General features: G+C 59.9%; 22 protein-coding genes and 1 tRNA gene. 10 read left to right on the top strand and 13 right to left on the bottom strand.

Annotated features, from left to right (window positions below; all coding sequences use genetic code 11):
- The first annotated feature begins 3 nt into the window (after positions 1-3).
- Both QO231_RS15360 and QO231_RS15355 read left to right on the top strand, forming a co-directional pair.
- Positions 4-1,227, top strand: coding sequence for a phenylacetate--CoA ligase family protein (locus QO231_RS15360; protein WP_316778170.1), 1,224 nt, complete (start codon positions 4-6; stop codon positions 1,225-1,227).
- A 152-nt stretch (positions 1,228-1,379) separates the two neighbouring features.
- Positions 1,380-3,050, top strand: a complete 1,671-nt coding sequence (locus QO231_RS15355) for an ABC transporter permease (protein WP_316778167.1) — start codon at positions 1,380-1,382, stop codon at positions 3,048-3,050.
- A gap of 81 nt (positions 3,051-3,131) precedes the next feature.
- Here QO231_RS15355 and QO231_RS15350 read toward each other — a convergent pair whose 3' ends face one another.
- The 4 genes from QO231_RS15350 to QO231_RS15335 form a co-directional block, all read right to left on the bottom strand.
- The gene (locus QO231_RS15350) at positions 3,132-3,614 is read right to left on the bottom strand and encodes a DUF992 domain-containing protein (protein WP_316778164.1); all 483 of its coding nucleotides are present in this window, start codon (positions 3,612-3,614) and stop codon (positions 3,132-3,134) included.
- A gap of 197 nt (positions 3,615-3,811) precedes the next feature.
- A complete protein-coding gene (locus tag QO231_RS15345) occupies positions 3,812-4,675 on the bottom strand; it encodes a CobW family GTP-binding protein (RefSeq protein ID WP_394356607.1) in 864 nt (287 codons plus the stop codon).
- 201 nt (positions 4,676-4,876) lie between these two features.
- The gene (locus QO231_RS15340) at positions 4,877-5,770 is read right to left on the bottom strand and encodes an adenylate/guanylate cyclase domain-containing protein (RefSeq protein WP_316778159.1); all 894 of its coding nucleotides are present in this window, start codon (positions 5,768-5,770) and stop codon (positions 4,877-4,879) included.
- A gap of 254 nt (positions 5,771-6,024) precedes the next feature.
- Entirely contained in the window at positions 6,025-7,041 is a 1,017-nt protein-coding gene (locus QO231_RS15335) for a Fe(3+) ABC transporter substrate-binding protein (protein WP_316778156.1), read from the bottom strand.
- A gap of 230 nt (positions 7,042-7,271) precedes the next feature.
- Between QO231_RS15335 and QO231_RS15330 the strand changes: the two genes are divergently transcribed.
- On the top strand, positions 7,272-8,528 hold the full coding sequence (locus QO231_RS15330) for a D-amino acid dehydrogenase (protein ID WP_316778152.1): 1,257 nt from the start codon (positions 7,272-7,274) through the stop codon (positions 8,526-8,528).
- Between the two features lie 67 nt (positions 8,529-8,595).
- Here the strand turns inward: QO231_RS15330 and ykgO are convergent, their stop codons facing one another.
- Both ykgO and QO231_RS15320 read right to left on the bottom strand, forming a co-directional pair.
- Positions 8,596-8,721, bottom strand: a complete 126-nt coding sequence (ykgO, locus tag QO231_RS15325; RefSeq protein ID WP_085850311.1) for a type B 50S ribosomal protein L36 — start codon at positions 8,719-8,721, stop codon at positions 8,596-8,598.
- A gap of 77 nt (positions 8,722-8,798) precedes the next feature.
- A tRNA-Val gene (locus QO231_RS15320) sits at positions 8,799-8,873 on the bottom strand.
- Positions 8,874-9,020: 147 nt separating this feature from the next.
- Here QO231_RS15320 and QO231_RS15315 point away from each other — a divergent pair.
- A complete protein-coding gene (locus QO231_RS15315; RefSeq protein WP_316778143.1) occupies positions 9,021-9,881 on the top strand; it encodes an N-formylglutamate amidohydrolase in 861 nt (286 codons plus the stop codon).
- A 9-nt stretch (positions 9,882-9,890) separates the two neighbouring features.
- Here QO231_RS15315 and QO231_RS15310 read toward each other — a convergent pair whose 3' ends face one another.
- The 4 genes from QO231_RS15310 to mutY all read right to left on the bottom strand — a co-directional run bounded on the left by QO231_RS15310 (position 9,891) and on the right by mutY (position 13,908).
- Complete coding sequence (locus tag QO231_RS15310; RefSeq protein WP_316778141.1) at positions 9,891-10,880, bottom strand: Hint domain-containing protein; 990 nt, start codon at positions 10,878-10,880, stop codon at positions 9,891-9,893.
- Between the two features lie 321 nt (positions 10,881-11,201).
- Positions 11,202-11,606 (bottom strand): response regulator, encoded by a 405-nt coding sequence (locus tag QO231_RS15305; RefSeq protein ID WP_316778139.1) that lies wholly within the window; start codon positions 11,604-11,606, stop codon positions 11,202-11,204.
- 64 nt (positions 11,607-11,670) lie between these two features.
- Positions 11,671-12,804: an alkane 1-monooxygenase gene (locus tag QO231_RS15300; protein WP_316778229.1), complete on the bottom strand. Its 1,134-nt coding sequence runs from the start codon at positions 12,802-12,804 to the stop codon at positions 11,671-11,673.
- A gap of 39 nt (positions 12,805-12,843) precedes the next feature.
- Entirely contained in the window at positions 12,844-13,908 is a 1,065-nt protein-coding gene (mutY, locus tag QO231_RS15295; protein ID WP_316778136.1) for an A/G-specific adenine glycosylase, read from the bottom strand.
- 82 nt (positions 13,909-13,990) lie between these two features.
- Here mutY and QO231_RS15290 point away from each other — a divergent pair, with 82 nt between their 5' ends.
- Genes QO231_RS15290 through QO231_RS15280 form a run of 3 tightly spaced genes read left to right on the top strand, consistent with a single transcriptional unit; the run spans position 13,991 to position 16,297 of the window.
- Positions 13,991-14,497 (top strand): DUF721 domain-containing protein, encoded by a 507-nt coding sequence (locus QO231_RS15290; protein ID WP_316778133.1) that lies wholly within the window; start codon positions 13,991-13,993, stop codon positions 14,495-14,497.
- A gap of 13 nt (positions 14,498-14,510) precedes the next feature.
- On the top strand, positions 14,511-15,179 hold the full coding sequence (locus QO231_RS15285; RefSeq protein WP_316778131.1) for a DsbA family protein: 669 nt from the start codon (positions 14,511-14,513) through the stop codon (positions 15,177-15,179).
- The gene (locus QO231_RS15280) at positions 15,179-16,297 is read left to right on the top strand and encodes a CaiB/BaiF CoA transferase family protein (RefSeq protein ID WP_316778129.1); all 1,119 of its coding nucleotides are present in this window, start codon (positions 15,179-15,181) and stop codon (positions 16,295-16,297) included. Before QO231_RS15285 ends, QO231_RS15280 begins: the two co-directional genes overlap by 1 nt.
- Positions 16,298-16,314: 17 nt before the next feature.
- Here the strand turns inward: QO231_RS15280 and QO231_RS15275 are convergent, their stop codons facing one another.
- The 3 genes from QO231_RS15275 to ubiE form a co-directional block, all read right to left on the bottom strand.
- A complete protein-coding gene (locus tag QO231_RS15275; protein ID WP_316778126.1) occupies positions 16,315-16,881 on the bottom strand; it encodes a helix-turn-helix domain-containing protein in 567 nt (188 codons plus the stop codon).
- 335 nt (positions 16,882-17,216) lie between these two features.
- A complete protein-coding gene (ubiB, locus tag QO231_RS15270; RefSeq protein WP_316778123.1) occupies positions 17,217-18,749 on the bottom strand; it encodes a 2-polyprenylphenol 6-hydroxylase in 1,533 nt (510 codons plus the stop codon).
- Position 18,750: 1 nt separating this feature from the next.
- Positions 18,751-19,503, bottom strand: a complete 753-nt coding sequence (gene ubiE, locus QO231_RS15265; protein WP_316778120.1) for a bifunctional demethylmenaquinone methyltransferase/2-methoxy-6-polyprenyl-1,4-benzoquinol methylase UbiE — start codon at positions 19,501-19,503, stop codon at positions 18,751-18,753.
- An 86-nt stretch (positions 19,504-19,589) separates the two neighbouring features.
- Between ubiE and mutM the strand changes: the two genes are divergently transcribed.
- The 3 genes from mutM (at position 19,590) to rpsT (ending at position 21,729) form a co-directional block, all read left to right on the top strand.
- Positions 19,590-20,441 carry a bifunctional DNA-formamidopyrimidine glycosylase/DNA-(apurinic or apyrimidinic site) lyase gene (gene mutM / locus QO231_RS15260; RefSeq protein WP_316778117.1) on the top strand — a complete coding sequence of 284 codons (852 nt, stop codon included), beginning with the start codon at positions 19,590-19,592 and terminating at the stop codon, positions 20,439-20,441.
- A gap of 64 nt (positions 20,442-20,505) precedes the next feature.
- Positions 20,506-21,282, top strand: coding sequence for an enoyl-CoA hydratase (locus tag QO231_RS15255; protein WP_316778114.1), 777 nt, complete (start codon positions 20,506-20,508; stop codon positions 21,280-21,282).
- A 183-nt stretch (positions 21,283-21,465) separates the two neighbouring features.
- Positions 21,466-21,729: a 30S ribosomal protein S20 gene (gene rpsT, locus QO231_RS15250; RefSeq protein ID WP_316778111.1), complete on the top strand. Its 264-nt coding sequence runs from the start codon at positions 21,466-21,468 to the stop codon at positions 21,727-21,729.
- Positions 21,730-22,170 lie beyond the last annotated feature (441 nt).

The following is a 22,170-nucleotide window of genomic DNA, read 5'->3' as shown; positions in this document are numbered from 1 at the left end:
GAAATGTCATCATCATTCTACGACGAACTTGAAACCCGTAGCGCCGACCAGAGAGCCAAAGATCTGGCCCGTGCATTGCCGGTGCAGATTGCCCGTGCGCAGGCTTTGAAGGGCTATGCGGAGTCGCTGGCACAGGTTGAGGCGGATGCGATCACCGATGCCGGGGCACTTGCCGCGCTGCCGGTGCTGCGCAAATCGGAACTGGGCAGGGCGCAGTCGACCAATCCGCCTTTCGGGGGCTTTACGGCGAAACCCGTGTCGGGTTTTGCCCATGTGTTTCAGTCTCCCGGTCCGATCTACGAGCCAGGCGGGGTTGATCATGACTGGTGGCGGTTCGGGCGGGTTCTGCATGCCGCTGGCATCGGAGCAGGCGACATTGTGCAGAATTGCTTTGGCTATCACCTGACACCAGCGGGAATGCTGTTTGAGAGCGGCGCACGTGCGGTCGGAGCAGCGGTATTGCCTGCCGGAACCGGGCAGACCGAATTGCAGGTCACGGCAGCACGGGATGTCGGTACCACGGCCTATGCGGGCACGCCGGATTATCTCAAGGTGATCCTGGACAAGGCTGACAGCATGGGCGTGACGCTTGCAATCACAAAGGCGGCGGTCGGCGGCGGTGCATTGTTCCCCAGCCTGCGCGCGGAATACGCAGATCGCGGAATTCTGTGTCTGCAAAGCTATGCCACTGCGGATCTGGGAAATATCGCCTATGAAAGCGCCGCGATGGAGGGAATGATTGTCGACGAACAGGTCATCGTCGAAATCGTCACCCCCGGAACCGGCACGCCGGTTGCTCCGGGTGAGGTTGGCGAGGTGGTGGTGACGACGTTGAACCCCGACTATCCGCTGATCCGGTTTGCCACGGGCGATCTGAGCGCGGTCATGGCCGGGGAGAGCCCCTGTGGGCGCACCAATATGCGGATCAAGGGATGGATGGGCCGGGCTGACCAGACCACCAAGATCAAAGGGATGTTCATTCGCCCCGAACAGGTTGCCGCATTGGTCGCGCGTCACGATGAAATCGTCAAGGCGCGGGTGATTGCGAGCCGCGAGGGCGAAATGGATGCGATGACGGTGCGGATCGAGGCGACCGGCGGAGACGCCGCCGTCTATGCCGGAACCGTGGCAGATGTGCTCAAACTCAAGGGCGCAATCGACGTTGTCGCGCCGGGCAGCCTGCCAAGGGATGGGCTGGTGATCGAGGATCAGCGGAGCTACGACTAGCATCTCCGCCTGCGTTTGAGAGTGCCGGGGCCAATGGTATGCTGTCGCAGTCCTGCGGTTTCGGGCTGGAATATCCGACGAAATTGATCGAATAAGGGGCAGGAGGGCGCCTGCCCCTCTGTTCTGTCACGTCAGGTAGAGGCAAACCCGCAATGTCCGAAGCCATCGAGCTGCCCGCAAATGGCAAGCGGCGACGCAGAGATGGTGGTGCCGGGCTGCTGGCCACAATCGCCTATCTTGTTGCGGCGGTCTGCCTGTTGCCGATGTTGGCTGTCGTCTTGGCGGCCGTCACGGGTGGCACCGACACTGTTTCACATCTCTTGGATACTGTGCTGCCCCGCTACGCCGGTACGACATTGGCGCTGGTGGCACTGGTCGCTGCAGGCACCTTTGCGATCGGCGTCGGGGCGGCCTGGCTGGTAACGATGACACGGTTTCCGGGGGTGCGGGTCCTGGAGATCATGCTGGTGTTGCCGCTCGCCTTTCCGGCCTATGTGCTCGCCTATGCCTACACCTATTTGCTGGATCATCCGGGCATCGTGCAATCGACCTTGCGTGACGTGACCGGGTGGGGGCCGCGGGACTATTGGTTTCCCGAGATACGTTCACTCTGGGGCGCGGCGGCCATGCTGGTGCTGGTGTTCTATCCCTACGTCTACCTACTGGCACGTGCCGCATTCCTGCAGCAGAGTTCCGCCGCGTTTCTGGCGGCGCGGACCCTTGGCAAGAGCGCCTGGGCTGCATTCTGGACAGTGAGCCTGCCGATGGCGCGCCCGGCAATCGCGGGCGGCGTCCTGCTCGCGGTGATGGAGACAATCGCCGATTTCGGTACGGTCGCGTATTTCAGTGTGCAGACCTTCGCGACAGGCATCTACACAAGCTGGTTTTCGATGGCGGATCGCGCCGCCGCCGCCCAGCTTGCGCTCTGTCTGCTGAGTTTTGCGCTGCTTTTGGCAGTGACCGAACGGGTGCAGCGGGGACGGGCAAAATACCACGAGGCGGGCAAACGCCAGATGGCGATGGAGGCTGCCCAGCTTGAAGGCTGGCGGGCGGTATTGGCGATGCTGCTTTGCATGATCCCGGTGGTTCTGGGGTGTGTGCTGCCAGCGCTGGTGCTGTTTGCAATGGGGATGGGCGGTGAACAGGACCTGCTCAGCCGCCGCTATATCGGGTTTATCCGGAATTCGATCACGCTGGCCGGGACGGCCGCGGTCGTGACCTTGCTGGCGGCAATTGCCATCGGGTTCTTTCAGCGGCTGCGCCCGGGGCGTGGATCGGCGGTGGCGGGGTATGTCGCACGGCTGGGCTATGCTGTTCCGGGCGGGGTGATCGCGGTGGGGTTGATGGTTCCGTTCGCGGCGTTTGACAACGCGTTGGATTCCTGGATGCGGGCGACGTTTGATATCTCGACCGGCCTGTTGGTCACCGGGTCGATCTGGTTGTTGGTTGCGGCTTACATGGTGCGGTTTCTCGCGGCGGCACTGGGCGCATACGAAGGCGGGCAGAGCACTGTTCATGCCAATATGGATGCCGCTTCGCGATCTCTTGGAGAAACGCCCTTCGGAACGTTGCGCCGGGTGCATCTGCCGATTCTGACGCCAAGCCTACTTACTGCGCTTCTGATCGTGTTCGTTGATGTGATGAAGGAGCTTCCGGCAACCTTGATCATGAGACCGTTCAACTACGATACCTTGGCCGTGCAGGCCTATCGACTTGCGAGCGATGAACGCCTGGAAGGCGCGGCGGTGCCGTCGCTGGTCATCGTCGCCGCGGGGTTGTTGCCGGTGATCCTGATCTGCCGGCAAGTCGGGCGGAACCGTTGAACTGGCGGTCGTCGGGGAACCGAACAAGGGCACCCCGTTACGAGGGCGCCCTGTTCTTTGGTCAGCCGGTAAACCCGAAGCCTACTTGACGTATTTCAGTTTGATCGAGCCAAATCCACCAGCAACGTTCAGACCCTTTTGCGTTTGTACGCTGATTGGCTGAAGCGTGAATTGATTTCCGGCGCTGACGAGGACATTTGCACCGACGCCGCCTGCGACGGTCGCTTCCGCCTTGACGCCATCGTAGCTTCCCGCCAGTGCGCCGGCATCATTGTCACCTGAGGGGGCGAGAACGGCCCAGGTAATATGGCTGTCCTTGGTCACGCCGATATCGACGCCGATTGTCAGAACGCGCCCAGTGTAGTTTTCGACCGTCCCGTCATTCTTTGTGAAAACGCAGGTCATATCCTTCTTGGAGCCAAGAAGCAGGCCTACGCCGCCCTCGACATCGCATTTCAATACACCCTGCTGGGTGTTCTCGTTGGCGAGCGCTGCACCTGAGAGCGAAAGGATGAGGGCGCCGCTGGCCAGCGCTGTTTTCAGCAGACCGGTTGAGATGTTCATGGTGAAGTCCCCATTGTTTGTGATCCGAGATCTAGTCCTGGCGCAGATACGCACCCGAGGTCGTTGATATGGCGCAACCCCGGCAGAAACAACAATGTACGGGGTCTGAATCACGTTAGAATTGATTTTCTTTCCGAGTGCTCTCTTTATGAATTGCAGAAATCAAAGCTTGCCAAAACCGATGCTCGGCCCCGGTGTCAGGCACTCCACCATGCTTCGATGTCGTCGCGGCTGATGCGGTCGGCTGGGCCAAGGGCGACCAGCGTGGTGCGATCGGTTTGGGCGCGGTTGGCTTTGACGTATTGGCCAACGACATGCACTTCATACCCGCCGTCATTTGTCTGGACGAACCCCTTGAGACGGTAAAGCCCATGCGGGCGGTTGGCGAGCTTGTCCCCCATGGCCCTGCGGTCGAGCACCATGTCGCTATCGTGCTGCCAGCTTGCATAGGCCGGGTGCGGGGCAGTCGCACGGCCCCGGGGCAGAGGCATGACGTCAAAGAGCAGGGGGCCAAGCGGCGTGCCGTCCAGCACCTGTGGATTGCGCACGCCCAGGGTCGCCAGCCGGTCAATGAGTGCCGTGTTCGCAGCGCCAGTCTTGGTCAGAAGCACCAGATCGGCGGAGGTGATCTGATGTGTGACCTGTGGAGCGATCAGAGGGTCGTCCTGCAATGCGTCGATATTCTGAGCGTCGATCAGCGTGATGATGCCCGCATAGCTGAGGTCCGGTTCGGCGATGGCGGTGCTGGCGATCGCCGCGGGATCGGCGATGCCGCTGGCTTCGATGATCAGGTGATCCGGCCGGTCCGACCGGTCGAGCACCTCGCCAAGCGCCATGAAGAGGTCCGCGTCCATCGTGCAACAGACACACCCATTCGTCAGCGCGATCGTGTCGTCGCCTCGCGCCTTGATCAGCGCCTTGTCAATGTTGATTGCACCAAAATCGTTGACAATGACCATCAGGCGCAGCCCGTGATCCTCGGCGAGAAGCCGGTTGATCAGCGTCGTCTTGCCAGCGCCGAGATAGCCGCTGATGACGGTGAGGGGCAGTGGTGCAGTCATCATCGCCATCCCATACATGTCAGGGCAACAATTGTCGGAGCTGCGCGGTCCTGAACCATGATGATCCTGTTCACGTCGAAAACGGTAATCTTTGACATCTGCCCCTCCATGTTGCCCCAGCCCTAGCGCAGCGGCGAGGCGAGGCAAACCGGATTCGTTGTCGGCAATGTGCCGAGGAACAGGCGAATGTGGCGAACGGGTTCAGACTGCCTGTTTGGGCTGCACCAGAGCAAGATCGTGGGTGGTAAAGCGGATACAGCAATCATCATCGATATGGGTGCCAGGCCCCAGGTATATCGCGCCGCTGCCGTTCAGGAGCGTTGCGCGACGGTGCAGCGTGACTTCGCTGCCGTTGGCCATGCGGATCAGGCTGCCTGAACTGCTGTGATCGGTGAACTCTAGCTGTCCGCGCCGGATCGACAACGCCGCGTGCTTGCGCGAAACCCAGGCCGGTTTCAGGACGATATCGCAGTCGGAAGATCGCCCGAGCGTCAGGCTTTCGCCTTCGCTGATCTGCCATGTCTTGCCGTTCAGTTGCAGATCGGCCAACTCGGTGCCGCGACCCCGTTCCTTGCTTGCGCCACCAAAAATCACGGTCTGTTCGCTAAGTTCGGTCACCGAACAGGAATAGACACGCGTGGGGCTGGCCTTGCCGCGCAACTGGATTTCTCCGATCATCAGCAAACGCGCCTTGCTTTCAGCCGACAGATCATCGTAACCCCGGTCGCCCACGAGGATTTCGCCCGGCTTGGCCAGCGATGAGAGCCGTGCCGCCGTGTTGACGGCACTGCCGTAAATGTCGTTCTCATGATTGAGAATTTCGCCAAAATAGGTGCCCATATGCACCGACAGCCCCGCAGGCCAGTTTTCGTTGAGCATTGCCCATGCGGATTGAAACGCCTGTTCAGAGGTTTCGAAAAAGCTCAACACATCATCGCCCTGGGATTTGACGCATTCGCCTCCTGCGGCTTCGATGATCTGCCGCATTCTCGCCAACACCTTGCTGACCTGTTCAAGCGCGGACTGGTTGCTTGCCGTCTCATAAAGCTGGGTGCTGCCGGTGATGTCAGATATCAGAACGCAGGCAAGGGGCATCTGAAATGGATCCTGATCAATTCTAAATGGTCGCGAGCCTTGCCCGCAGGGAAATCGAAGCCGATTTGAAACTCGTCAACTCTGCGCAGGCTGCCACATTTCCTGCCTGCTTCGTATACCGGTCTTCCTTACCTCTATTCTGGCAGATCCACAGAAAAGAATCCATGCAGCAGGCTGCATCTGGCGGTTTTCCTATAGAAAACGGGTGCAAAGTTGACCTTTGCACCCGCTCTTTCTCGTCATGGTGGAAAGGACTAATTCCAGTTCACCTCGTTAAAGATTCGCTGCGCCGCAGGAATGTTTTCTGCCACTTCAGACAGGTCGATGTCATCGGGCTTGAAAAAGCCGAGGGCGGCGATGGCCGGCGACAGGCCGACACCGGGAACGGCGGGGTATTCGTCATTTCCGGCCGAGAAATACTCCTGTGCCTGATCACTTGCCAGATATTCGAGGAACTTGACCGCGTTTTCCCGGTTGGGGGCATGGGCCGCGACGCCGCCGCCCGACAGGTTCATGTGCGCACCTTCTGCATTCTGGGAGGGGAACACCCAGCCGATCATGTCACGTTCCGCCGACAGGCCGTCTACATCTTTGCGGATCGAGCGGGCAAAATAATAGGTGTTTGCGACGGCGATGTCACATTCGCCTGACACGATTCCGCGCAATTGATCGGTGTCACCGCCCTGTGGCGCACGTGCCATATTGTCGACCACACCCTGCGCCCAGGCCTTGGCGGTTTCCTCGTCGGTGTGGGTGATGATCGAGGCCAGCAGGGTCTGGTTGTAGGTGTTCGAAGACGAGCGGATGCAGATGAGACCCTTGTGTTTCGGATCGGCCAGATCGGCATAGGTCATGGGGGGCGCGGTCACGTCCGCCTTGTCATAGAAAATTATGCGCGAGCGTTGTGAAAAGCCGAACCATTGGTTGTCAGCATCCTGAAGGTAGCCGGGAACGCGCGCTTCGAGTTCGGCGCTGTCGATTGGCTGCAACACACCCGCGTCCTTGGCCCGCTTGAGACGCGATGTATCCACGGTCAGAAGGACATCAGCGGGGGAATTTGCGCCTTCGGCCTGCATCCGTGCGATCAATTCGTCGGCCTTGCCTTCGATGCGGTTGATCGTGATTCCGGTGGATTCCTCAAAGTCCGAATAGAGCCGTTCGTCGGTATCATAATGGCGGGAAGAATAAAGGTTGAGTTCGCCTTCAGCGCTGGCTGTGCTGGCCATCGTGGCAAGCAGGGCGGCTTTGATGCAGGTGGATGATTTCAGCATGAAGCAAAGTCCTGTTAGATTGGGATCGGTTTCGGGGTGTTCCCGACTGATTTAGTCAATTAAAGGATTCACATCTGGATGCAACTGATTTCTGAGCGAAATACTCGGGATATTTCAGGGAAATGTTACGCCGTGCCTCTGGCCCCCGTGACCAAGGGGAAATAAATCCGATTGGTAAACCGGCGCCTTTGTGGTCTGATCCAGACTTGGGACAGACAGGATGGGATACCATGAAAATTGTCGTAATGGGCGCAGGCGTGATCGGTGTAACGACTGCATACTATCTGGCGCGCGCCGGTGCCGAAGTTGTCGTACTTGACCGTCAGGACGGGCCCGGGCTTGAGACGAGTTATGCCAATGCCGGAGAACTGTCTTATGGCATGACCTCGCCCTGGGCCGCACCGGGGATACCGGTAAAAGCGGTGAAGTGGATGTTCATGAAGCGACGCCCGCTGTTCATCTGGCCGTTGATCAGCCCGACCATGTGGAAATGGTGCGTTCAGATGGTGCGCAACTGCAACGAAGAAAGCTATCGGACCAACAAGTCCCGGATGGTTCGGATTTCAAACTACAGCCGCGACGTAATGCCGGATCTGATCGCCGAAACCGGAATCGAGTACGACGGGCGCGCGCAGGGTACGTTGCAGCTGTTCCGAACGGCCAAGCAGATGAAGGCCTCCCGCGCTGATCAGGAAATTCTCGCCGAGTTTGACAGCCCGTTCGAAGAACTGGGCCGCGATGCCTGTATCGCGGTCGAACCGGCACTGGGAGAGGTGCGCAACAAGTTCGTGGGTGGGTTGCGTTTGACGGCGGACCGGACCGGAGACTGCCGGATGTTCACCGTGGCGTTGGCCGAAAAGGCGGCAGAGCTTGGCGTGCAGTTCCAGTATGGCCAGTCGATCCGCGGCATTGCCGTCGAAAACGGACGGGTTGTAGGCGTCGATACCGAACTGGCAGGGCGCATCACCGGCGATAAATATGTCTGTGCGCTGGGCAGCTTCGCGCCGGGATTGCTGAAGCCCATCGGAATTCGGCTGCCCGTCTATCCAGTCAAGGGTTACTCGGTGACGCTGCCGGTGATCGATGATGCGATGGCCCCGCAATCGACCCTCATGGACGAGACCCACAAGGTCGCGATTACCCGGCTGGGCGATCGCATCCGGGTTGCGGGCACTGCCGAGATCGCAGGCTACAGCAACCGGCTCGGCCCCCACGCTACCGATACCGTGAAACATGTGATCGGCGATCTGTTTCCCAAGGGTGGCGATCTGAGTCAGGCCGAAGGCTGGACCGGCCTGCGGCCAATGACGCCGGATGGCACGCCGGTGCTGGGCGAAACAAAGTTTGACAACCTCTTCCTGAACACTGGCCACGGAACGCTGGGCTGGACCATGGCTTGCGGTTCGGGCCGCGCCGTTGCCGATGTGGTTCTTGGCGAAAAGCCCGAAATCTCGTTTGATGGGCTGACGGCTGCCCGCTACGGCTGAGTCGCGGAGATCCCCAACAAAAAACCGCGCCAGCTAGGGCGCGGTTGTCTGTCTGCTGTAGCGGGTTCTAGCCCTGACGGGCTTTGAACCGGGGCTGCGTCTTGTTGATCACGTAGACGCGGCCTTTGCGACGCACAATCCGGCAGTCACGGTGCCGGCTTTTGAGCGAGCGGAGCGAGTTTCTGACCTTCATGGTCCTTCTCCTGTTCCTGCGGCGCGGGCCAGCGCCTCTGTTGCGGGTGCCCCGGAACGTCCGGGACAGTGAATTCATGGTGGGCACTACAAGGTTCGAACTTGTGACCCCTTCGATGTCAACGAAGTGCTCTACCGCTGAGCTAAGCGCCCATGAATACCTGCACGACCCCTGCCCCAACAAAATGGGGCGCGGAAACCCGCGCCGGTAGCGGGGTCTATAAAAGGAGTCGTCAGCGTGATCAAGGGCTTTTGGCAATAGAGTTTTCCGGTCTATGTTGAAGGCAACGAGGAGACTCAATGGACCACTCGCCCTTTCACCTGACCGAACCGGACCAGTGCCTGTCCAGCGTCGTATTTGCGTCGCCGCACAGCGCCAGCACCTATCCGCCGGAGTTCCTGAGCCAGAGCATTCTGGATCGGGTGGCGATTCGGTCGTCTGAGGATGCGTTTGTGCATGATCTGGTCGATTCGGCACCGGAGTTCGGCGCGCCCCTGTTGGTTGCGGGGGTGCCACGCGCCTATGTGGATCTCAACCGCAGCCCGGACGAACTTGACCCTGCATTGATTCTCGGAGCCACCCGACGGGGTCAGAACCCGCGTGTGGCGTCAGGGCTGGGGGTCATCCCGCGTGTCGTGTCAAATGGACGGGCGATTTACGCGGGCAAGCTGACGATGGGCGAAGCGCGGACCCGGATCGACCGGTATTGGCGTCCCTATCACAATGCGATCCAGCGACTCCTTGAAGCGGCGCATGGAAACTTTGGTCAGGCGATTCTCGTGGATTGCCATTCGATGCCGCACGAGGCGATGGAAGGGGCAGCGCGCGCGCGCGGTCACTCTCCGGAAATTGTGCTGGGTGACAGATTCGGTGCCGCTGCGGATGGTGAAATTGTCGACCGGATCGAAGCCGCGTTTGCCGCGGCTGGACTGAGGGTTGCGCGCAATGCACCGTTTGCTGGAGCATATGTGGCACAGGCCTATGGCCGACCTTCACGTCGTCAGCATGCGGTGCAGATCGAAATCGACAGAGCGCTCTATATGGATGAACGCCGGGTCTGCCGGAATGCCAATTTCGACCCGTTCCGTTTGATCATGCGCGGTGTGATTGCCGAGATCGCAGCGATCGGACATGACAGGATGCCGTTGGCCGCGGAATAAACGCCTGTGTCAGGCGCGCGCCGACTCGGGTTGCACGAGCGGCTTCTGGTTGGCGGCGTGTCGCGCCACCAGCTTTTTCTGGCGCTTGCCCGATGGGATCGGCCTGGCCGGGATCGGGTCAGCCACGGCGCCCTTGAGATCAGGGAAAATCGCATAGATCTCTTGTCGCGCCTCTGCGGACACGGATTTGAGCGCCTCACGGCCGAGATACAGGCTCTCGGTCGGGGCGGATTCGGCCAGGATCACTTCGTGCCGATCAAACAGCAGGTGGAAATACTCGACCGTTTCGACGCTCTCGTCGATATAGATGCCAGGAAGGGTGGTCAGCTTGATCGCGGGGATCAGGACCTCCTTGGCGGCAAACATGCGCTCGACGATTTTTGATGCCACCAGCATGCGATGCTGACGCGAAACAAGCAGGTCACGATGTGGTAACCCGTTGCCCAATGCGCCTGCGCAAATACGGACAGGCCGCAGCTTGGGGTAGGCACGAAGCTCGTTGGCGGGGATCGAACGGCTCATCACCGAGCGCAAAGACATCGGCACACCATCAAGATCGAGAACTCTGTCACCTGCGCGCAGGTCCTGAACCTTGCGCTCCCCTTCAGGCGTCGAGATCAGCGTGTCTCGTACGAGACAGGGCGGGGGAAGCAAAGCGACCGGGACCGGCGACTGGCTGGGAACACCCGTTGCGCTGATGATGTCTACATCTTGCAGCACCGTACCATCAGTCGGCGTAAAGACCTGGGTGCCGTTCGCAAGATAAAAGGTGGCGCCAGTAATGGTTACAGGCGTGCCGCCGATGTCCACCGTCACCGTATCGCCAAGATAGGTTTGGGTGATATCTATGCCGTTGATGGTATCGCCGCCAGCGCCCGTCAGGAAATCATCGTCATTCTGATCGATGATATCGTAGACGGTGAAGGTCAGCAGCGTTCCCGCACCGGGTGGGGAAAAAGGGTCAAGCGTCCAGAACTGATCTGTATATGTGGTGGGCATTAGACTCTGATCTTTTTACTAGTACTCTGGAGGAGAAACTACAGCAATGTTCAGAGAATAGTAAGACTTTGCAAAATCTGGTTAAGCGCAATGGTGTCGTCTTGGTCACTTTGCCCGGATGAATGCGCTCCTGTTCGCGCCCATGCGGCCCCGATTTGCGCCGGCCACGCATTGCCAGTACGGGCGCGCGATGTTTGCCGTTGCCCAATCCAGAAAGCTCGCAGGCGTCCAGAGTGGTTGTGAATGTTTGAATGAAATCCTTGCCTTGAGGGCGGATTGTTTCAGCGGAACCGCATGTCACACAAAGTCCTGGTCGCGTTGTCAGCCATATTCCCTGCCGATGTTCAGAACATCCCGAATCAGGGCTGGTCCGAAGTCTGCCTTTGCCACGACATGGCGCACGCCAGCCTGTTTGGCCTTGTGCCACATGAAAGGCGATGGCCAATCCGTCGCGATGATGACGGGTATGCACCGAAACCGTGCATGTTGTGACAGTTCCAGCGCCAGCTCGACTCCTCGGCCATCCGGCAAGGTGTTTTCCATGAGGATGAGCGAAACCGGAAGCTTTATCAGGGCGCGCCGGGCGTCTTTGAGCGTGTTTGCGATCTGAACCCTGATATCTCTTTGGGCATATCGTACGGCCCGCCTCAGCATCTGTTGGTCGCGCTCGCTGTCTTCGACAATCAGACAGCACGGATTTGTTTCCGGTTCGATACGGCATTGCATGTCAACAGTCCCCACGTTGTTGCGCCGCCAGCTTGGCGCACAAGCGTTAAGGATCCGTTGGTTGCTATCGCGGCAACGGGTTGGTGGCCTTGTCGTAGGGCCGCCAGTCGCTGATTTCGGGATAGTAGACTTGCCGCCAGCGTCTGACACGCGGGTTCATGACGCGTCGCCACAGGGGCGGAATCATCGCAGCGATTGTCATGACCGGATAGCCAAAGGGCAATTGCGGAGCCTGGGCCTTGCCGTAGGTTTGCAGCAGAGGAAACCGGCGGTCGGGTTTGTAGTGGTGATCGGAATGACGTTGCAGATTGATCAGCAGGCGATTTGATGCCTTCTGCGCCGCGTTCCAGGAGTGCCGGGGCTGCACGTGCTCGTATTTGCCGTTGCCCAGGTGTTTCCGGGTCAGCCCGTAGTGTTCAACGTAATTGACCAGTTCCAACTGCCAGATTGCGACACCAGCCTGCATCAGGAACAGTCCAATCCCGGCCCACCCGCCAAGCAGGAAGGCCAGCGTCAGCATTCCCACCTGCAACGCCCCGTAGCGGAAGAAGGGGTTTGACGGATCGGTCCATGGCAGGTCCTTGCGGGCCAGCTTGTCCCATTCGGCCCGGCCGGCCGACAGCAGGCATTGTTTCAGCACCCGTGGATAGAACCGCAGAAAGCCCTCGTTATACCGCGCGGTTACCGGGTCGCGCGGGGTGCCGACATAGCGATGATGCACCAGCAGATGTTCGGAGCGGAAATGCGAATAGAGCACCATCGCGAGAAGGAGATCGGCAAGGGCCCGTTCAAGACGGCTCCGTTGATGCATAAGTTCGTGGCTGTAGTTGATCCCGATTGTTCCGGTGATCACCCCGACGCCAAAGAACACCATCAGCTTTTCCAGTACCGACAGATGATCCGCATCGCTGACATACCAGATCAGGCCAAACAGGGTGACAAACTGGGCGGGCACCCAGACAATTGTGAGCGCGCTGTACCAAGTCAGGTCTGCTTCCGGTGTTTGGGGATCGGCATTTTCGAGGTCAAGCCCGGTGAGCGCGTCCAGACCCGCAAAGACGTACCACGACGCCAACGGCAAGAGCAGCACCGTCCAGCCGCCATATATGGCGCTGATCCAGGCGATCGGGATCAGCAGGAACGAGATCCAGAAGGGAAGGGCGGATTGCCATCGTTTCAGGGTCATGCCGGGAATCATCGAATTGTCCGTGTTGCCTGTTGCCTCATCCATGCTGTGTCACGCACCGCGCCAGAGGTCAAAAGCCTTGCGCATGACGGTGGGCAGGTCAGAGGGGCGGAAATCATGGGCAGCTACAAAGACTCCTTGGCGGGGCACGGTTTCGGGCGGAACTTCTGCATACCGGACCGTCAGGACCAGGTGGAAATGCGTGAAGGTGTGGCGCACCTCGGCGGGCAGTGTCACCCAATCGGCATCAATCGGCGGCGCTTGGACCGCGTTCTCGCCCCAGTCTGATCCGGGCCATCCGAGCATTCCGCCCAGCAGCCCCTTGTCCGGACGCCGTTCCAGCAGCCAGGCACCGTCTGTCCGTTGCGCCAGATAGATGGTGCCATGACGCGTGGGTTTGGGATTTTTCGGGGTCTTCCTGGGCAGGTCGTTTGCCGTGCCGGCCTGCCGCGCGGCGCAGGGCTCGCGCAGGGGGCAAATGCCACAGGCCGGGGATTTGGGCGTGCAGATCGTCGCGCCCAGGTCCATCACCGCCTGCGCGTAATCGCCTGGGCGATGCGCGGGCGTGAGCTGTGCCGCGCGGTCGCGCAGCGCGGGCTTGGCGGCGGGCAACGGCGTATGAATGTCATAGAGCCGGGCCATCACCCGCTCGACATTGCCATCCAGAACCGTTTCTGGCTGATCAAATGCAATCGCCGAAATCGCAGCGGCGGTATAGGGGCCGATGCCGGGCAGGGCGAGCAATCCGTCATAGCTGTCGGGAAACTGTCCGCCATGTGCCTGCGTCACCACGCGTGCGCATTTCAACAGGTTCCGGGCCCGCGCATAATACCCAAGCCCTGCCCATTCTCCCATCACTGCGCCATCATCGGCCGCGGCCAGATCGGCTACCGTGGGCCAGCGGGCGGTGAAGCGATGGAAATAGTCCTTTACGGCGGCAACGGTGGTCTGTTGCAGCATCACTTCGGACAGCCAGATGCGATAGGGATCAGGCGTTTGCGCATCACCCGGCGGAATCCGCCAGGGCAGATCACGGGCATTGCGATCATACCAGTGCAGCATCTCCGCCGCGATGCCTGTCCCTGTTGCGGGTGCGTTCATCTCTTCGTCACGCATTCTTTATGCTGATCGCCTCCGGTTTCGCTGGCACCTGCCTGCCTGCGCCTTACAATAGGCGCAACGGATACGGAAACCAGCCATGGCACAACGGAAATCAACGACCCGCGGTTTCAAGAGAACCGCAAGTGTCCTCAGCGACCCGATCCGCAAGGCCGGGGAAAGCCGGGGCTTTGCGGTGTCGCGCCTCTTGACCCATTGGGCCGAAATCGCCGGACCTGAGATCGCCACCATCGCGCGGCCGGTGAATGTGACCTATGGTCGGGGTGGTTTCGGCGCGACGCTGACGTTGCTGACCACCGGTGCCCAGGCACCGATGCTGGAAATGCAAAAGGAATCGCTGCGCGCCAAGGTGAATGGGGTCTATGGCTACAACGCAATCAGCCGCGTGCGGATCACCCAGACCGCCGCGACCGGCTTCGCCGAAGGTCAGGCCCAATTCGAAGCAAAAAAAACCGCCAGCCAAGCGACGCTGGCCCCGGAAATCCTCGCCAGCGCCACGCAGGTTGCCAGCCCGATTGAAAACGACGATTTGCGCCAAGCCCTTGAACGGCTGGGCCGCAACGTTCTAAGCAAGCCCAAACAGTAAGAAAGAGGTTCTCATGACCCGACTCATCGCGATTCTCGGCGCGGCGGCCCTGCTGGCTGTCGGGGCTGTACTCTATCTGGGACAACGCGCACCTGCGGTCACCGATGCGCTCGTCGGCGCCGCCAACGCACAGGATGCCGCCGACGTCGACACATCCACAATCGTCGAAATGGTGCAGGGGGCCGCGGACGCGCCGGTCACCATGATCGAATACGCATCGTTTACCTGCCCGCATTGCGCGGCGTTTCATCAGGGAACGTATCAGGAGATCAAGAAAAACTATATCGACACCGGCAAGGTCAAACTGGTCTATCGCGAGGTCTATTTCGACAAGTACGGCCTCTGGGCGTCGATGGTGGCGCGCTGTGGTGGGCCAGAGAAGTTCTTTGGCATTTCAGACCTGATCTACAAAGGGCAGTCGGAGTGGTCCAAACTGGGCGGCGCGCCTGAAATCGTGAACGAGTTCCGCAAGATTGGCCGTTTGGCGGGGATCGGCGAGGACGAGCTGGACGTTTGCCTGCAGGACGCCGACAAGGCCCAGACCCTGGTGGCCTGGTATCAAGCGAATGCTGCCGAACACGAGATCACGGGCACACCGTCCTTTGTGGTCAACGGCGAGAAGGTTGCCAACCAGAGCTATGCCGAGTTTGCAGAGCTGTTTGATGCCGAGCTTGGCAACTGATGGCTGCACCGCTGGCCGGATTGAAGGTCGTCGAGCTGGCCCGCATTCTGGCCGGCCCCTGGGCCGGTCAGACGCTCTCGGATCTGGGGGCAGAGGTGATCAAGGTGGAATCGCCCAGCGGCGACGACACCCGCGCCTGGGGTCCGCCCTTTGTCACCCGCGATGACGACGAGAGCGCCGCCTATTTCCATTCGACCAATCGCGGCAAAGCCTCGGTCACGGTGGATTTTTCGACACCTGCCGGTCAGGCACAACTTCGCGACATGATCCGCGATGCGGATGTCTTTATCGAGAATTTCAAGGTCGGCGGACTGGCGAAATACGGGTTGGACTATGACAGCCTGTCCGCGATCAACCCGCGCCTGATCTATTGCTCGGTGACCGGCTTTGGCCAGACCGGCCCCTATGCCCATCGTGCGGGGTATGATTTTATCATTCAGGGCATGTCCGGGCTGATGTCGATCACCGGTGAGCCGGACGGTCAGCCACAGAAATCCGGCGTTGCAATCACCGACATCTTTACCGGCGTTTACGCGGTCGCGGCCATTCTTGCAGCAGTGCATCAGCGGCAGGACACGGGGCGCGGCCAGCACATCGACATGGCGCTTCTGGATGTAGCCGTTGCGGTCACGGCCAATCAGGCGCTGAACTACCTGACGACGGGTGTTGCGCCGCAGCGGATGGGCAATGGCCATGTGAACCTGACGCCCTATCAGGCATTTGACTGTGCGGACGGGCACATCATCATCGCCACCGGAAATGATGCACAATACCAGCGCCTGTGCCGCCTGCTCGGGCTGGACGAGATGGTCGAAGCGCCAGAGTTCTTGCGCAACAAGGACAGGCTCGCCAATCGCCGGGTGATGATTGCCCGACTGAATGGTGCAACTGTTGGCTGGAGCAAGGCGGACCTGCTTGCGGGCTGTGAGGCACAGGGTATCCCGGCCGGTCCAATCAACGATCTGGACGAAGCCATGGCAGATCCGCAAGTTGTCGCACGCGGCATGCAGATCGAACTTGATGGTGTGCCAGGCATTCGTGCACCGTTCCGGTTTTCGGATGCTGAACTTGCCCTCCACCGGCCCGCGCCAAAGCTGGGCGAGGACAATCCGGACTGATCCTTCCGTGGCTCGGTTCAGGCGCTCTTGACGATCAGAAACACCCGCGCCGGGCCGTCTTCGGCGATAATCGCATGTTCGATGTCTGCTGCATAGCGCCCGGTATCGCCCGTGTTCAGCACATTTGAGGCCGAGCCGGCGGTGACGCGCACCGTGCCCTCCAGCACCGTCAGTTGTTCGCGCGCGCCCCGTGCATGGGGTTGGCTGCGCAGCGCGCCACCAGCCTTGAACATGATGTCATAGACTTCGTGCCCGCCGGCCTCTTCGGGAGGGGACAGGATCCGGATGCGGCAGCCCTGGCCCATATTGTCGATGCTGGGCACGTCACTGGCGCGCAGCAAATCGACTTTATCGCTTGCAGCCTCGGTATCCAGCAGCCCCGCGAAATCCACTTGCAGTGCGCGCGTGAGATTCCAGAGGGTCGCAATCGTCGGGCTGCTTTCGCCGCGTTCGATCTGGCTGACCATCGAGCGGGACACGCCCGACAGGTTCGACACTGCCTCAAGCGACAAGCCTTGCTCGCGCCGCGCTTCTTTCAGCCGCGCGGGCAGCAATGTCAGGATATCGTCCGCATTTTCCGCCATGACGGATTCATTCGGGTGTCGTATGGCGCTTGTCAACATGGTTGTTATGAAATTGCACCAACGGCTGCTCGATGGTGCCTGTCAGATGCAGAGCACGAAGGCAGGTGATCGTGCAATGGGTCACCCGGCGTGAGCGGCCGTTGCGATCCACACACACAGGACCCTCTAACTGGGCGGAGTGGCGGCCCCAAGGGCCTGGTGACGATGCGCATCGGTTGCGGGAAAGGTCTCGCGCAGGCAATTGAGCGGTTGTCGTCGGGACGGAACTGGGGGGCTGTCTGCCCCCCAGACCCCCCGAGGATATTTTCAGCAAGAAAAAGAAGGATCGAGATGGGTCAGGTCAGGGTGTCCAGTAGCAGGACAAGTCCCGCGCCGATCATAAGCCCGATCGTGCCAGCCGCGAGAATCACCCGCAAGGCGGATTTGCGCACCGGTTCATGGTCTGCGGCCTGGCGCACGAGTGCGGCTTCGACCAGTCCCGGCAGGCGCGGTCCAAAGCGGGCAAGGACGCGCGCGGTCTTGCCAAGGTCGGAGAGAACGGCGCGCGGTCCTATCGACTGTTTGATATAGTCTTCGACCACCGGGCGCGCGACTTCCCAGATATTGGTGTGCGGGTTCAACGACCGCGCGACACCTTCGACCACGACCATGGTGCGCTGCAGCAGGATCAGCTCGGTACGGGTTTCCATGCCGAACCGTTCGGTCACTTCGAACAGATAGCTGAGCAGGCGCCCCATGGAAATCTGCGTTGCGTCCATTCCGAAAATCGGCTCACCGACGGCGCGCAGGGCGCGGGCGAATTCATCGACGTCCTTGTCGGCGGGCACGTAACCGGCTTCGAAATGCACCTCGGCGACACGTTTGTAGTCACGGCGGATGAAACCGAAGAGAATCTCAGCATAGACCCGGCGGGTGTATTCATCGATATGGCCCATGATTCCAAAATCATAGGCGATGATGTCACCGTTCGGGGCGACCTTGAGATTGCCCTGATGCATATCGGCGTGGAAATACCCATCGCGCAGGGCATGGAGGAGGAACAGCCGCAAGACACGCTCGGCCAGTTCCGCGCGGTCATGTCCTGCAACATCCAGAGCGGCATTGTCGCCCAGTGATGCACCGTCGGCCCAGCCCAGCGTCATCACGCGGCGCGCCGAGAAGGCCCACCGAATCGGTGGCAGCCGGAAGCCTTCGTCATCGCGGGTGTTGGCTTCGAACTCTGATGCGGCAGAGCTTTCCAGTCGCAGGTCCAACTCGCCTCGCACGACGCCGTCAAAGTGTTCGATCACTTCCATAGGGCGCAACCGGCGCGCGCCGGGAGCGAACAGATCAACGATGCGGGCGGCAAAATAGAACGCGTCGATGTCCTTGCGGAACGCACGCTCGATGCCGGGGCGCAGAACCTTGACGGCGACGTCTTCGCCGGTGTCGATCAACTTGGCCTTGTGCACCTGCGCAATCGAGGCCGCGGCGATCGGTTCGCTGAACTCCGAAAAGATCTCTGAGACCGGCTGCCCCAGTTCGCGTTCGACCTCGGCCTTGGCAGCGTCAATCGAAAACGGAGGCAGCTTGTCCTGCAGAACGCGCAATTGCACGGCGAGTTCATCACCCACGACGTCTGGCCGGGTCGACAGGACCTGTCCGAATTTGATGTAGGCCGGACCGAGGGCGGTCAGTGCCCGCGTTGCCGGTGGCATGGCAGCGTCGCCCTTGTAGCCAAGCCACATGAAGGGCTTGCCAAGCGCATGGGCGACGAACCGGAGGGCTGGGGGAGCTTCAAAGGCATCAAGCACGACATTCATGGCGCCGGTGCGTTCCAGCGTGGCGCCTGTGCGGATCAATCGGATGATATTGTGCGGTCCGCGCATGTCAGATCTTCCAGCCGGAATGCAGGGCGGCAATGCCCATGCTCAGGTTGCGATACTTGGCGTTCTCGAACCCGGCCAGGCGTACCATTGCCAGAAAAGTGTCCTGATCCGGGAAATTGCGGATCGATTCGACCAGATACTGATAGCTGTCGCGATCCCCGGCGATCATCTGACCCATGCGCGGAATGACATTGAAGCTGTAGAGATCATAGAGCTTCTGCAATCCCTCGCTGGGTAGCTGGCTGAACTCAAGCACCATCAGGCGGCCGCCGGGGCGCAGCACGCGAAAGGCTTCGTTCAGGGCCTGCTGGGGACGGGTCACGTTGCGGATGCCAAAGCTGATCGTGTAGACATCAAAGCTGTTGTCGGGAAACGGCAATGACATGGCATCCCCGACAACCCAGTTCAGGCTGTCAGACATATCTGCGGCTTCGGCGCGTTTGCGGCCTTCGACAAGCATGGGCTCGGTCAGGTCCAGAACGGTGGCATGCCCGTGGCCCGCGCGCGTGAGAAAGCGGAATGCGATATCGCCGGTGCCGCCCGCCACGTCGAGAAGACGCTGACCGGGACGCGGCGCGAGCCAGTCCATCATCGCGTCTTTCCACACCCTATGGATGCCGACGCTCATCACATCGTTCATGATGTCGTATTTTGACGCCACCGAATTGAACACGCCCTGCACCCGGCCGGCCTTTTCGCCCTCCGGGATCGTCTCGCGCCCGAAATGGGTGGTTTTGTCGTTGTTATCTGTCATCGGGTCTTGCCGCCTCACCGTTTCGTCCTTGTTATAGGGCGCTGTGGGTCAGGCACAATGCGGCCCCTTGATCAGAAAGGCAGCAAATGCCCGAATTGCCAGAGGTAGAGACAGTGCGTCGCGGGCTTTTGCCAGCGATGGAGGGCCAGGTCATCGCGCGTGCCGAGGTGAATCGCCCGGATCTGCGCTGGCCGTTCCCGGCCCGGATGGCCGAGCGTCTGACCGGGCGACGGGTGTTGCGATTGCGGCGGAGGTCCAAATACATCCTCGCCGATCTCGACAATGAAGAGACGCTGTTGATCCATCTTGGAATGTCCGGTCGCATGACCGTGTCGGGCGACCCGTTGGGCCGGTTCGTGCAAGACCATCCGGCAGCGCAGAAACATGATCATGTCGTGCTGCATATGGACAATGGCGCACGGATCACCTTCAATGACCCGCGCCGGTTTGGTGCGATGGACCTGCTGGAGACCCGGACAGCCGAGCAACACAGGTTGCTGGCGGTGCTGGGGCCGGAGCCATTAGGCAATGAGTTCCATGAAAACCAACTGATCGAAGCATTTCGCGGGCGGCAGAGTCCGGTCAAATCGGTGTTGCTCGATCAGAAGGTGGTTGCGGGTCTCGGCAATATCTATGTCTGCGAGGCCCTGTTCCGGGCTGCGTTGTCGCCACGCCGCAAGGCAGGCAATATTGCCGCCGCGCGTGTTGCAACGCTGGTTCCGATCATCCGTGACGTCCTGTCAGAGGCAATCAAGGCCGGCGGTTCTTCGTTGCGGGATTTCAGGCAGGCCGATGGAGAACTTGGATACTTTCAGCATGCCTTTGATGTCTACGGGCGCGAAGGCGAGCCATGCCGCAGACCGGATTGCACCGGGTCGATCCGGCGAATCACGCAATCTGGGCGGTCGTCTTTCTATTGTGCGCAATGCCAAAGATAGCTTGAAACGTAAGATTTGCGTGGTAAGGCTTCGACTCTGACCGGAACAATCGAAAGCGAATTTCATGGCCTTTGAGACGATCAACGTCGATGTTGATGATCACATTGCACTGATCCGGTTGAACCGGCCCGATGCACTGAACGCACTGAACACGCAGCTGCTCAAGGAACTGTGCCAGGCGCTGGAAGAAGCGGATGCCAACGAAAAGGTACGGTGCATCATCGTGACCGGTTCGGACAAGGCATTTGCCGCAGGTGCGGACATCAAGGAAATGTCGGGCATGGGTTTTGGTGACGTATTCACCATCAACCTGTTTGCCGATGCAAACGATCGGATTACAAAGATCAGAAAGCCGATCATCGCTGCAGTATCGGGCTATGCTCTGGGCGGTGGATGCGAACTGGCGATGGCGTGCGACTTTATCATCGCCGCCGATACAGCCAAGTTCGGCCAACCGGAAATCAATCTTGGCGTTATCGCCGGATTGGGTGGCACCCAGCGGCTGACCCGGTTCGTCGGCAAATCCAAATCCATGGACATGAACCTGACCGGGCGCTTCATGACGGCGGAAGAGGCCGAGCGCAGCGGGCTTGTCAGCCGCGTGGTTCCTGCCAAGAAGCTGATCGAAGAAGCAACCAATGTGGCCCAGAAGATCGCGGAAAAGTCGATGATGACCGTAATGGCCGCCAAGGAAGCAGTGAACCGTAGCTATGAGACGACGCTCTCCGAAGGGCTTTTGTTCGAACGGCGCGTGTTCCATTCGATGTTCGCAACCGAGGATCAGAAAGAGGGCATGACCGCCTTCCTCGAAAAGCGACAGGCGCAGTTCCGCGACAAGTAAGCCTCACCGACGGTGGTTCTTCATATTACCGGTTGGCAAATTCGCCGAAACTGGATAGGAGCCACTGCAATACATGCGCGTGCGGCCCGCTCAGGCTAGAATCACACTGGTGGATCAGGATCCGGTTTGGGACTTGCATTGCGCAATTGAATTGAACCGAAACCGAACAAAGGTCTGAACATCATGGCAAATTCGCCGCAATCCAAAAAACGCGCCCGTCAGAACGAGGCACGTTTTGCCGTCAACAAAGCCCGCCGCTCGCGGATTCGCACCTTCCTTCGCAATGTAGAAGAAGCCATCGAATCCGGTGACAAGGACGCCGCAGGCGCAGCGCTGCGTGCGGCACAGCCCGAGTTGATGCGTGGCGTATCCAAAGGCGTCTTTCACAAGAACACCGCATCGCGCAAGATGTCCCGCCTGACCGCACGCGTCAAAGCGCTCGGTTGACGTTACGTCCGGTTAGGACAAAAGTTAAGTATTACAAAGGCGTTGCTCTGCAGCGCCTTTTTTTGTTGGGCGCATCCCTGCACCGCAATCGAAACGGCGCAGAGATTCTTTGCACCGGAATCGTGAGTCAACAACAGAGTTTCATTGCCGCTCCGCACCCGAAATTGCTACGACTGTTGCAGCGATTCACTTGCTTGGGGGGACAGGCGGTATTCAATACATGACTGAACTGCATCAGCCATGTAACGGGTGCTATGCTGAGTGGTACGGCTGCCATACCGACCGCTTCTGCGTGCTGCAAAGGAGAGGGGAATACCCGATTTTCGCAGCCCTGTCATAACATGTCTGTGTAACAGTGCTTTGTCAGCCAGCGTATTCATAACGAATAGCGAACTTTGACCCTGTTACCATAACTGCAGCGCCGATGGGACCGGCGCGCGC

This window comes from Sedimentitalea todarodis, from assembly GCF_032595355.1.
Taxonomy (GTDB): Bacteria; Pseudomonadota; Alphaproteobacteria; order Rhodobacterales; family Rhodobacteraceae; genus Sedimentitalea; species Sedimentitalea todarodis.
This window is presented reverse-complemented; position numbering and strand designations above follow the sequence as displayed.

Coding starts and splice junctions, on each gene's coding strand:
- QO231_RS15340 (WP_316778159.1), bottom strand. CDS start 5,770: ATGCCCCTTGCCTGCGTTCTGATATCTGACATCACCGGCAGCACCCAG.
- QO231_RS15275 (WP_316778126.1), bottom strand. CDS start 16,881: ATGGCGGAAAATGCGGACGATATCCTGACATTGCTGCCCGCGCGGCTG.
- QO231_RS15305 (WP_316778139.1), bottom strand. CDS start 11,606: ATGCAATGCCGTATCGAACCGGAAACAAATCCGTGCTGTCTGATTGTC.
- ubiE (WP_316778120.1), bottom strand. CDS start 19,503: ATGACAGATAACAACGACAAAACCACCCATTTCGGGCGCGAGACGATC.
- QO231_RS15280 (WP_316778129.1), top strand. CDS start 15,179: ATGGCTGCACCGCTGGCCGGATTGAAGGTCGTCGAGCTGGCCCGCATT.
- QO231_RS15345 (WP_394356607.1), bottom strand. CDS start 4,675: ATGACTGCACCACTGCCCCTCACCGTCATCAGCGGCTATCTCGGCGCT.
- QO231_RS15330 (WP_316778152.1), top strand. CDS start 7,272: ATGAAAATTGTCGTAATGGGCGCAGGCGTGATCGGTGTAACGACTGCA.
- QO231_RS15355 (WP_316778167.1), top strand. CDS start 1,380: ATGTCCGAAGCCATCGAGCTGCCCGCAAATGGCAAGCGGCGACGCAGA.
- mutM (WP_316778117.1), top strand. CDS start 19,590: ATGCCCGAATTGCCAGAGGTAGAGACAGTGCGTCGCGGGCTTTTGCCA.
- QO231_RS15290 (WP_316778133.1), top strand. CDS start 13,991: ATGGCACAACGGAAATCAACGACCCGCGGTTTCAAGAGAACCGCAAGT.
- mutY (WP_316778136.1), bottom strand. CDS start 13,908: ATGCGTGACGAAGAGATGAACGCACCCGCAACAGGGACAGGCATCGCG.
- QO231_RS15315 (WP_316778143.1), top strand. CDS start 9,021: ATGGACCACTCGCCCTTTCACCTGACCGAACCGGACCAGTGCCTGTCC.
- QO231_RS15255 (WP_316778114.1), top strand. CDS start 20,506: ATGGCCTTTGAGACGATCAACGTCGATGTTGATGATCACATTGCACTG.
- QO231_RS15360 (WP_316778170.1), top strand. CDS start 4: ATGTCATCATCATTCTACGACGAACTTGAAACCCGTAGCGCCGACCAG.
- QO231_RS15285 (WP_316778131.1), top strand. CDS start 14,511: ATGACCCGACTCATCGCGATTCTCGGCGCGGCGGCCCTGCTGGCTGTC.
- QO231_RS15335 (WP_316778156.1), bottom strand. CDS start 7,041: ATGCTGAAATCATCCACCTGCATCAAAGCCGCCCTGCTTGCCACGATG.
- ykgO (WP_085850311.1), bottom strand. CDS start 8,721: ATGAAGGTCAGAAACTCGCTCCGCTCGCTCAAAAGCCGGCACCGTGAC.
- QO231_RS15350 (WP_316778164.1), bottom strand. CDS start 3,614: ATGAACATCTCAACCGGTCTGCTGAAAACAGCGCTGGCCAGCGGCGCC.
- rpsT (WP_316778111.1), top strand. CDS start 21,466: ATGGCAAATTCGCCGCAATCCAAAAAACGCGCCCGTCAGAACGAGGCA.
- QO231_RS15310 (WP_316778141.1), bottom strand. CDS start 10,880: ATGCCCACCACATATACAGATCAGTTCTGGACGCTTGACCCTTTTTCC.
- QO231_RS15300 (WP_316778229.1), bottom strand. CDS start 12,804: ATGATTCCCGGCATGACCCTGAAACGATGGCAATCCGCCCTTCCCTTC.
- ubiB (WP_316778123.1), bottom strand. CDS start 18,749: ATGCGCGGACCGCACAATATCATCCGATTGATCCGCACAGGCGCCACG.